The organism is Massilia sp. HP4 (assembly GCF_005222695.1).
Classification (GTDB): domain Bacteria; phylum Pseudomonadota; class Gammaproteobacteria; order Burkholderiales; family Burkholderiaceae_D; genus Telluria.
On the sequence record NZ_STGG01000057.1, the window covers coordinates 313,494 to 322,975 of the forward strand.

Here is a 9,482-nt window from a genome sequence, read left to right on the forward strand (position 1 = left end):
CCTATGAACGACTGATTCTCAGTGCGCCTCTTCCCAGTTCTTGCCAACACCCGTCTCCGCCAACAGCGGCACATCGAGCTTGGCCACGCCCGCCATCAATTCAGGCAGCTTGACCCGCACCAGTTCCAGCTCGCCTTCGGGCACCTCCAGCACCAGTTCGTCGTGCACCTGCATGATCATGCGGGTGCCCAGCTTGTCGGCTTCCAGCCACCCTTGCACCGCGATCATCGCCAGCTTGATCAAATCGGCCGCCGTGCCCTGCATCGGCGCATTGATCGCCGCGCGTTCGGCGCCGGCGCGGCGCGGGCCGTTCGGCGAGTTGATCTCGGGCAGCCACAGGCGGCGGCCGAACACGGTCTCGACATAGCCGCGCGCCTTCGCTTCCAGGCGTGTATTGTCCATATACTGCTTGACGCCCGAGAAGCGCGCGAAATAGCGCTCGATATAGTTGGCGGCCGCGGCGCGCTCGATGCCCAGGTTGCCGGCCAAACCAAAAGCGCTCATGCCGTAGATCAGGCCGAAGTTGATGACCTTGGCGTAGCGGCGCTGTTCGCTCTGCACCTCGTCCGGTGCAATGCCGAAGATCTCGGCGGCGGTGGCGCGGTGGATGTCCTCGCCGTCGGCAAAAGCCTTGAGCATCGCCGCGTCGCCCGAGATGTGTGCCATGATGCGCAGCTCGATCTGCGAATAGTCGGCCGAGACAATCACGTGGCCCGGCGCGGCAATGAAGGCTTCGCGGATGCGGCGGCCTTCGGCGTTACGCACCGGGATGTTCTGCAGGTTCGGCTCGTTCGACGACAGGCGGCCGGTGATGGCCACTGCCTGCGCGTAGTTCGTGTGCACGCGGCCCGTGTTCGGGTTGACCATCTTCGGCAGCTTGTCGGTGTAGGTCGACTTGAGCTTGGACATGCCGCGGTGCTCGAGCAGGATCTTCGGCAGCGGGTAATCCTCGGCCAGCTTCTGCAGCACTTCTTCGTCGGTCGACGGCGCGCCGGTCGCGGTTTTCTTGATCACCGGCAGGCCGAGCTTGCCGAAGAAGATCTCGCCGATCTGTTTCGGCGAACCCAGGTTGAACGGGCCGCCGGCCGCCTCATAGGCCTGCTGTTCCAGCTCCATCATGCGCTTGCCCAGCTCGCCCGATTGCACGTCGAGCAGCGCGCTGTCGATCAGCACGCCGTTGCGCTCGATCTTGTGCAGCACTTCCATCGTCGGCATTTCGATCTCGCGGTAGATGCGCGTCAAGCCGGCATCCTTCTCGACTTCCGGCAGCATGCTCTTGTGCAGGCGCAGGGTGATGTCCGAATCCTCGCCCGCGTACTCGGTGGCGCGTCCCAGCTCGACCTGGTCGAAGCAGATCTGCTTGGCGCCCTTGCCGCACACGTCGACATACGGAATCGTGGTGTAGCCGAGATGGCGCATCGCCATCGTGTCCATATCGTGCGGCTTGTGCGACTCGAACACATACGATTGCAGCAGCGTGTCGTGCACGATGCCGCGCAAAACCACGCCATGGTTGGCGAAGATGTGCATATCGTATTTGAGGTTCTGGCCCACTTTCGGCTTGGCCGGGTTCTCCAGCCAGCCGCGCATTTTTTCGAGCACGTGCTCGCGCGACAGCTGGTCCGGCGCGCCGGCATAGCGGTGCGCCACCGGGATATAGGCGCCCTTGCCTACCTCGACCGACAGCGAGATGCCGACCATTTCGGCCATCATTGGGTCGAGCGAGGTGGTTTCGGTGTCGACCGAGGTCAGTTCGGCGGCATCCACCAGCGCCAGCCATTTGTCGAGCTGCTCGTCGGTGAGGATCGTTTCGTACTCGCCCTTGATGACCGGCATGCCGGCCAGCGTGGCCGCGCCTTCCGGCGAATTGAGCGGTCCGCCGCCCGGCGCGCTGCCGGCGGCCGGACGCACGCTGCCGTCGCCCGGCTTGGCGCCGCCCAGGTCGCGCAGCATGGTCTTGAAGCCGTAGCGCGCAAAGAAATCGCGCAGCGCCTCGGCGTCTTCCGGACGGCCGACCAGCGTTTCCTCGAACGAGATCACGTGCTTGACCAGGTCGCAATCGGTCTTGACCGTGATCAGCTCACGGCCCTTCGGCAGCCACTCCAGCGCCGCCTGCAGGTTGGCGCCGACGGCGCCGCCGATGCTGGACGCATTCTGCATCACGCCATCCAGCGAACCGTGCAGGGTCAGCCACTTGACGGCCGTCTTGGGGCCGCACTTGGCCACGCCCGGCACATTGTCGACGGTGTCGCCGACCAGGGTCAGGTAATCGATGATGCGGTTCGGCGCCACGCCGAATTTGGCCAGCACGCCGGCCTCGTCCATGCGCTCGTTGGTCATGGTATTGATCAGCATGACCTTGTCGTTGACCAATTGCGCCAGGTCTTTGTCGCCGGTCGAGACCACGGTGTTCATGCCGCGCGCCGTCGCCTGCACCGCCAGGGTGCCGATCACGTCATCGGCTTCGACACCATCGACCATCAGGATCGGCCAGCCCATATGGCGCACCACTTCATGGATCGGTTCGATCTGCCTGCCCAGGTCTTCCGGCATCGAGGCGCGCGTCGCCTTGTATTCCGGGTACAGGTCGTCACGGAAAGTCTTGCCCTTGGCATCAAAGACGCAGGCAATATAGGCCGCCGGGAAATCGGCACGCAGGCGGCGCAGCATATTGACCATGCCATGCATGGCGCCGGTCGGGAAGCCGTCCGGGCTGCGCAGGTCGGGCAGCGCGTGGTAGGCGCGATAGAGATAACTGGAACCGTCGACGAGCAGGAGGGTATTGTCCATGGGGTGTATTTAGGATTCAGGCGGCGCTATTGATGACGCCAAGATAATCCCCATTATCGCAGAATCCGCATCGGCGGCCGCGCCTGAGCCTTGGAACCCTTTCCTGCCGCAAACTTAGGGTTTTGGCACACTTTTCACAGGGAAGCGACGCCGTTTGCTACAATGGACTAAACGACATTAGGTGACCATCATGCTGCGCTCGACTCCCCGCTTTGCCCTCCTGACGCTCTGCCTGCTCGCCGGCTCGGCCGCGGCCCAGCAGGCGACGCTGCCTCCGACGCAACCGACGCCGACGCCGCCGCAGAACCAGCAGCGCCCCAGCGATGCGCCGCCCCAGCTCGAACGCATCGAGCCGGGCAGCGACGTGCCGGCCACCACGATCCCACCGCGCGAGCGCACCAAGATCACCGAGCGCCGCAGCAACGACGGCACGGTCACCCAGGTCGAGGTAGAAAGCGGCCCGAGCCGCTACACCATGAAGCCTAACGTTGCACCTGGCAATGCCCAACCCGGCGATGCCACCAGCAACAATATCCGTGCCCCACAATGGACGGTGATGGAATTCGACTTTGGCAATCCCAAGAAGCAGGACACAGCCGAGCAGCCGGTCGCGCCGGCGCCCGCGCGCCCGGGCGTTCCCGCCCGCGCCGACGTGCCGCCGCCGCCCGCGCTGGAGCCGACCACCAAACAATGATCCCGCCAGCCGCGGCGCACCGTCGCGGCAATGGGCTCTCACCTACTCTTTTGCTAGCACATGGCAGTATTTACCGCGGTCTCGCTGGATGACCTTCACCAGTGGATCAAGCAGTACCCGCTCGGCCAGGCCGTCGGGCTCGAAGGCATTTCCTCCGGCATCGATAACAGCAATTTTTTCTTGAGTACAGAGCGTGGCCAATATGTGCTGACGATCTTCGAGAACCTGCGCTTCGACCAGCTCCCCTTCTACGTCAAGCTGATGGCCCACCTGGCCGAGCGCGGCATTCCGGTGCCGGCGCCGGTCCCGAATGCGGACGGCGAACTGGTGGTACTACTGCACGGCAAGCCGGCAATCGTCGTCAGCCGCCTGCAAGGCAGCTCCCAGCTCGATCCGCAACCGGTGCATTGCGCCGAGGTCGGCCGCATGCTGGCGCGCATGCACCTGGCGGCCCGGGATTTCACCTTGCACCAACCCAATCTGCGCGGCCTGGACTGGTGGGTTGATACCGCCCCCGCTGTATTGCCGTTCCTGACCGAGCCCGAAGCCGTGCTCCTGCGCAGCGAAGTGAGCTACCAGGCCGAGTTCGCCGCCGGCGCGACCTATGCGAAGCTGGCGCGCGGCCCCGTGCATGCCGACCTGTTCCGCAATAACGTGATGTTCGAGGGCGAGCGCCTGAGCGGCTGCTTCGACTTTTATTTTGCCGGCGTCGACACCTGGCTGTACGACGTCGCCGTGACCGTCAACGACTGGTGCGTCGACCTCGGCACCGGTGTCCTTGACGCAGCGCGCGTGCGCGCGCTGCTGGACGCCTATCATGTGGTACGGCCGTTCACCGACGACGAACGGGCCGCCTGGCAGCCGATGCTGCGCGCGGGAGCGCTTCGCTTCTGGCTGTCGCGCCTGTATGATCTGCATCTTCCCCGTGCGGCCGAGCTGTTGACGCCGCACGATCCAACCCATTTCGAACGCATCCTGCGCGAGCGCATCGCTTGCCCGGCGCCGAATTTGCCCTAAATGAACAATTTGCCTGCTATTACCGGCTGGATCTGGCTCAAACGCGGCGCCAGCCTGTTCCGTCAACAACCCGCGGCCCTGACCACGCTGCTGTTCGCCAATATCCTCGTCAGCATCCTGATCAGCGCCGTGCCGCTCTTGGGGCCGATGGTGGCGGTGGTCCTGATTCCCTCGTTCTCGATGGCCTTCATGATGGCCTGCTCGCTGATCGAGAGCGGCCAGCGCGTCTCGCCCGCCGTGCTGCTGACGGGATTCCGCAAGCCCGTGCTGCGCGAGCTGTGCAAGGTCGGCGTGGTCTACCTGGGCGTGTCGCTGGTGCTGGCGCTGATCACCCGCTTTGCCGTCGATCCCGGCTTCTGGGAGCAGGTGCGGGCCCAGGGCACGACCGGCACCCCGGCGGTGCTGGCCGGATCGGACGTGCTGGCGATGTTCCTGATCTTCGCGCTCGACGTGGCGGCGCTCATTTCGCTGTGCTTCGCGGCCCCGCTCACCTATTGGCAAAAGATGCCGCCGTTCAAGGCGGTGTTCTACAGCTTCTTTGCCGTCAAGCGCAGCGCGGGCGTGTTCCTGGTGCTGCTGCTGGCCTGGTTCGCGATCTTCTTCGCGGTGTGCATGGTGATCGCCATGCTACTGGGCGGGAACAATCTCGCGCGGGTGGTGATCATGTGGGTGATCTTCCTGTTCATCCTGCTGCTGCAGTGCGCGATGTATGCGGGCTACCGCGAGATTTTCGGCAAGCCGGAATCCGCGCCGGCCGACAAGGTCAGCCTCGAGAAATGACGGCGGCGGGTGGATGGCAACGCCATCCACCCATGCACATCAGCGGCCGAGCTTCTCCAGCTTGGCAACCGACAGGTCGAGCACCTTCATCCCGGCCGAACCGAAATTGATCTGCGCCCGCGCCGCGCCGGCGCCGCCTTCGATATTGACGATCACGCCTTCGCCGAACTTGGCGTGGGACACCGACTCACCCACGCGCCAGCCGCTGCCGCGGCCGTTATCCGACTTGGACTTCTGCGTGATCTGCTGCGCGATCTTGTTGTCGCTGCCACCGTCGCGGAACTTGGCGTCGTCCCAGGCCGTCGTCTGCTTGCGGCCACCGAACCAGGCGGTCTGCACACGCGGCGACAGCCACTTGAGCGCTTCTTCTGGCAGTTCGTCGAAGAAGCGGGATTTCATGTTGAAGCGGGTCTGGCCGTGCAGCATGCGCTGCTGGGTAAAGCTCATGTACAGACGGCGGCGCGCGCGCGTGATCGCCACATACATCAGGCGCCGTTCTTCATCCACGCCCTCGGCCTCGCGCGCGCTGCTCTCGTGCGGGAACAGGCCTTCTTCCAGCCCGGTGATGAAGACCGCGTCGAATTCCAGGCCCTTGGCCGAGTGCACCGTCATCAGTTGCAGCGCCTCTTGCCCGGCCTGGGCCTGGGCGTCGCCCGCCTCGAGCGAGGCATGCGACAGGAAAGCCGACAAGGGCGACATCACGGTCGGCAGCGGCGCGCCGCCGTCGAGGATCTCGATGCCATCCTGGTAGACCACCGCCTCGCCGGACTGGGCCTGCGACGGCGGGCCGAGATGGGCCGGCGCCCCGACGCCGAAACCTTCTTCTTGCACGAACTGGGTCGCGGCGTTGACCATCTGCTCCAGGTTTTCGATGCGGTCGGCGCCTTCTTTCTCGTTGCCATAGTGCGTGAGCAAGGTACTGCGCTCGAGCACCACGCGCACCAGCTCGGGCAGCGGCAGTTGCTGGGTCTCGAAACGCGCGCCTTCGATCAGCTTGACGAAACCGCCCAGCACCGTGCCGGCCTTGCCGGTCATGTAAGGCACGGCGGCGTACAACGAAATGCCATGGCTGTCGGCCGCCATCTGCAGCTGCTCGATCGAGCGCGCGCCGATGCCGCGGGTGGGGAAGTTCACCACCCGCAGGAAGGCCGAATCGTTGTGCGGATTGTCCATCAGCTGCAGGTAGGCGATGGCGTGCTTGACCTCGGCGCGCTGGAAGTAGCGCAGGCCGCCGTACACGGTGTACGGGATACCGGCCGCGAACAGCGCATGCTCGATCACGCGGCTCTGGGCATTGCTGCGGTAAAGGATCGCGATCTCGTTGCGCCCCATGCCCTCGTTCATGAGGCTTTTGGCTTCTTCGATGATCCATTGCGCTTCTTCGAGGTCGGACGAGGCCTCATAGACCCGCACCGGCTCGCCCTGGCCCGCATCCGTGCGCAGGTTCTTGCCCAGACGCTTGGTGTTATTGGCGATCAGGTAGTTGGCGCTGTCGAGGATGTGGCCGTGCGAGCGGTAGTTCTGCTCCAGCTTGATCAGGTTCTTGACCTGGTAGTCGCGCTCGAAGGCCGACATATTGCCGACGTTGGCGCCGCGGAAGGCATAGATGCTCTGGTCGTCGTCGCCCACGGCGAAGATGGCGCCGCCGCCGGTCTCGCCCTGCCCCGCCAGCAACTTCAGCAGGTTGTATTGCAGGTCATTGGTATCCTGGAACTCGTCGACCAGGATGTGGCGGAAACGCATCTGGTAGTGATGACGCAGCGGACTGTTGCGCGCCAGCAGTTCATAAGAACGCAGCAGCAGCTCGGCGAAGTCGACCACGCCTTCGCGCTGGCACTGCTGGTCGTAGAGCTCGTACAGCTCGACCATGCGGCGCTCGATCGGGTCGTAGGCCTCGACCTGCGACGCGCGCAAGCCCTGGTCCTTGGCGTTGTTGATGAAGTACATCAGGTTCTTGGCCGGGTACTTCTCGTCGTCGACATTGTGCGCCTTGAGCATGCGCTTGATGAGCGACAGCTGGTCTTGCGAGTCGAGGATCTGGAAGGTCTGCGGCAGCGCGGCGTCGCGGTAGTGCGTGCGCAGCAGGCGATTGCACAGGCCGTGGAAGGTGCCGATCCACATGCCGCGCGTATTAATCGGCAGCATGGCCGACAAGCGCGTGAGCATCTCCTTCGCCGCCTTGTTCGTGAACGTCACCGCCATGATGCCGGCCGGCGACACCTGGTTGGTCTGGATCAGCCAGGCGATGCGCGTGGTCAGCACGCGCGTCTTGCCGGAGCCCGCGCCGGCAAGGATCAGCGCGCTCTGCGAAGGCAGTGTAACCGCGGCAAGTTGTTCGGGATTGAGGTTGTGAAGGAGGGTCTGCATCCGGCCATTATACCGCCGTGATTACTGTATGCCCATCCAGTTTCGTCGCATTGGCGCCGGCGCGCTCGCCGTGTGATTGCCTTAAACCGGCCTGATCAACATGGCGACATTGACGTCGTCATCGGCGCGCACCACGACCCGCTGGCCGACCACGGCAGTGCGTATCGGCGCCGCCAGCAGCTCGTCGCCGCTGGTCAACCTGGTCAGCACACGCAGGTTGCCGTGATAGTCCACGCGCACGATCGTGAACTCCAGGTTCCACGGCGTGCCGCCATGCATGCCGCTCAGCTTGATGCGCTCGGCATTCTGCGCCACCACGACCGGCTTGCTGACCTCGCCGAACATGTCGAGCTTGAGCGCCACCTCGAATCCTGTGTGGTGGTTCGTGTGCCCTATGCCGGCCGGAGGCCATGGCCGGGCTTGCGCGGCGGAGCCGACGGTCCCTGCGAGAACGGCGACCGGCAGGGCCAGGCAAAGTCGACGGCGCATGCGGCTGGAGGATGTTGCGCTCATGGCTGTATCTCTCTGGAAACGTAGGATGATCCCATCCTCGCATCTTGCTGCACGGATGGCAATGCGGTTCGCATGAAATTGGACTGTCAACCTTCCGCGCGCGTCTTCTGGTATTGCGGCAAGCCGTCTTGCAGCTTCAGCCAGCCCAGCCGGCTGCGCACGAAGGTATGATCGGCCGGCGGCACCTGCTCAGGGTCATCCAGGCTGGCGGTGGCGAGGTCGACCTCGTCGGGCCAGCGCTCGTCATGCCAGGTGAGTGTCGTGCCGCAGTCCGGACAAAAACTGCGCACGGCATGCTCGCTGGAGCGGAACCGTTGCGGCGCGCTGGCAGTCCAATGCAGGCTGGTCGTGGTGACGCTGAACCAGGCAAAGGCCGGCGCGCCGGAAACCTTGCGGCAATCGGTGCAGTGGCACAGCGTGCTGTTGAATGGCTGGCCGTGCGCCTCGTAGCGCACCGCTCCGCAGAAGCATCCGCCTTGCAAGCTCATCTGACTCTCCTCCATCGCATCGTCTTCGATTTCACTCAAGAAATAGCATTAACATCGCGCAACTTCTCATAACCGGAGTTTCCCAGCCGCGCGCCCCTTCCTTGTCTTTTCGCTTATTTTAATGACAGATTCGCGACAAGGTCGCGAACCCCGTCGTATGTGCATTCCATGGGCCGTCGTGTTCGCATGATCGGACGTGATCGCGGCCCATCCACCAAGGAGAACACTATGTTGAGTCGTGTAATTACCGTAGCCGCACTGGCCGCCGGCGGCGTGCTGCTGTCGAAGAAACTCAAGAAAAACCGTGGCTTTGGCGCCAGCTCGTCGATCGTCGAAACGATCGAAGTCAATGTGCCTGTACGCACCGCCTACAACCAGTTCACCCAGTTCGAAGACTTCCCGCAATTCATGAAGAGCGTGAAAGAAATTCGCCAGCTGGACGACAAGCACCTGCACTGGAAGGCCAATGTGGCCGGCGAAGACAAGGAATGGGATGCCGAGATCACCGAGCAGATCCCCGACAACCGCATCGCCTGGCGCAGCGTCACCGGCGTCAAGAACGGCGGCGTGGTCACCTTCCACAAGATCTCGGACACCGTCACCCGCATCGCGCTGCAGATGGACTACGAGCCCGAAGGCGCGCTCGAAACCCTGGGCGACGCCCTGGGCGCCGTGCGCATGGAAGCGCGCTCGAACCTGGCCAACTTCAAGGAGCTGCTCGAGAAGCGCGGCAGCGAGACCGGTGGCTGGCGCGGGAAGATCGACCAGCATTGATTGACATCTGATCCAACGTCGGGTTGGCGGCCATGCCGCCAACCCGACGGCACGCCATC

The 9,482-nt window shown here is 64.0% G+C and carries 8 protein-coding genes; 4 read left to right on the forward strand and 4 right to left on the reverse strand.

Translation table 11 applies throughout. From position 1 onward, the window contains the following. Positions 1 to 18: 18 nt before the first annotated feature. Positions 19 to 2,790, reverse strand: a complete 2,772-nt coding sequence (polA, locus tag E8M83_RS22215; RefSeq protein WP_137175520.1) for a DNA polymerase I — start codon at positions 2,788 to 2,790, stop codon at positions 19 to 21. A 190-nt stretch (positions 2,791 to 2,980) separates the two neighbouring features. Between polA and E8M83_RS22220 the strand changes: the two genes are divergently transcribed. From E8M83_RS22220 to E8M83_RS22230, 3 genes are read left to right on the forward strand one after another with little or no spacing between them, the layout of a single operon-like run. Next, entirely contained in the window at positions 2,981 to 3,484 is a 504-nt protein-coding gene (locus E8M83_RS22220; protein ID WP_137175549.1) for a hypothetical protein, read from the forward strand. Between the two features lie 60 nt (positions 3,485 to 3,544). Continuing rightward, complete coding sequence (locus E8M83_RS22225) at positions 3,545 to 4,501, forward strand: homoserine kinase (protein WP_137175521.1); 957 nt, start codon at positions 3,545 to 3,547, stop codon at positions 4,499 to 4,501. Then, the gene (locus tag E8M83_RS22230) at positions 4,502 to 5,281 is read left to right on the forward strand and encodes a BPSS1780 family membrane protein (RefSeq protein WP_137175522.1); all 780 of its coding nucleotides are present in this window, start codon (positions 4,502 to 4,504) and stop codon (positions 5,279 to 5,281) included. A 39-nt stretch (positions 5,282 to 5,320) separates the two neighbouring features. Here E8M83_RS22230 and E8M83_RS22235 read toward each other — a convergent pair whose 3' ends face one another. From E8M83_RS22235 to E8M83_RS22245, 3 genes are all read right to left on the reverse strand, one after another. Continuing rightward, on the reverse strand, positions 5,321 to 7,648 hold the full coding sequence (locus E8M83_RS22235) for a UvrD-helicase domain-containing protein (RefSeq protein WP_137175523.1): 2,328 nt from the start codon (positions 7,646 to 7,648) through the stop codon (positions 5,321 to 5,323). Between the two features lie 81 nt (positions 7,649 to 7,729). Then, entirely contained in the window at positions 7,730 to 8,161 is a 432-nt protein-coding gene (locus E8M83_RS22240) for a hypothetical protein (protein WP_137175524.1), read from the reverse strand. 86 nt (positions 8,162 to 8,247) lie between these two features. After that, positions 8,248 to 8,649 carry a GFA family protein gene (locus E8M83_RS22245; RefSeq protein ID WP_137175525.1) on the reverse strand — a complete coding sequence of 134 codons (402 nt, stop codon included), beginning with the start codon at positions 8,647 to 8,649 and terminating at the stop codon, positions 8,248 to 8,250. Positions 8,650 to 8,877: 228 nt separating this feature from the next. Between E8M83_RS22245 and E8M83_RS22250 the strand changes: the two genes are divergently transcribed. Then, positions 8,878 to 9,423, forward strand: a complete 546-nt coding sequence (locus tag E8M83_RS22250; RefSeq protein WP_170976887.1) for an SRPBCC family protein — start codon at positions 8,878 to 8,880, stop codon at positions 9,421 to 9,423. The last annotated feature ends 59 nt before the right edge of the window (positions 9,424 to 9,482 follow it).

Excerpts from the sequence above, each read along its gene's own strand:
- polA (WP_137175520.1), bottom strand. The coding sequence starts at position 2,790 with ATGGACAATACCCTCCTGCTCGTCGACGGTTCCAGTTATCTCTATCGC.
- E8M83_RS22220 (WP_137175549.1), top strand. The coding sequence starts at position 2,981 with ATGCTGCGCTCGACTCCCCGCTTTGCCCTCCTGACGCTCTGCCTGCTC.
- E8M83_RS22225 (WP_137175521.1), top strand. The coding sequence starts at position 3,545 with ATGGCAGTATTTACCGCGGTCTCGCTGGATGACCTTCACCAGTGGATC.
- E8M83_RS22230 (WP_137175522.1), top strand. The coding sequence starts at position 4,502 with ATGAACAATTTGCCTGCTATTACCGGCTGGATCTGGCTCAAACGCGGC.
- E8M83_RS22235 (WP_137175523.1), bottom strand. The coding sequence starts at position 7,648 with ATGCAGACCCTCCTTCACAACCTCAATCCCGAACAACTTGCCGCGGTT.
- E8M83_RS22240 (WP_137175524.1), bottom strand. The coding sequence starts at position 8,161 with ATGAGCGCAACATCCTCCAGCCGCATGCGCCGTCGACTTTGCCTGGCC.
- E8M83_RS22245 (WP_137175525.1), bottom strand. The coding sequence starts at position 8,649 with ATGAGCTTGCAAGGCGGATGCTTCTGCGGAGCGGTGCGCTACGAGGCG.
- E8M83_RS22250 (WP_170976887.1), top strand. The coding sequence starts at position 8,878 with ATGTTGAGTCGTGTAATTACCGTAGCCGCACTGGCCGCCGGCGGCGTG.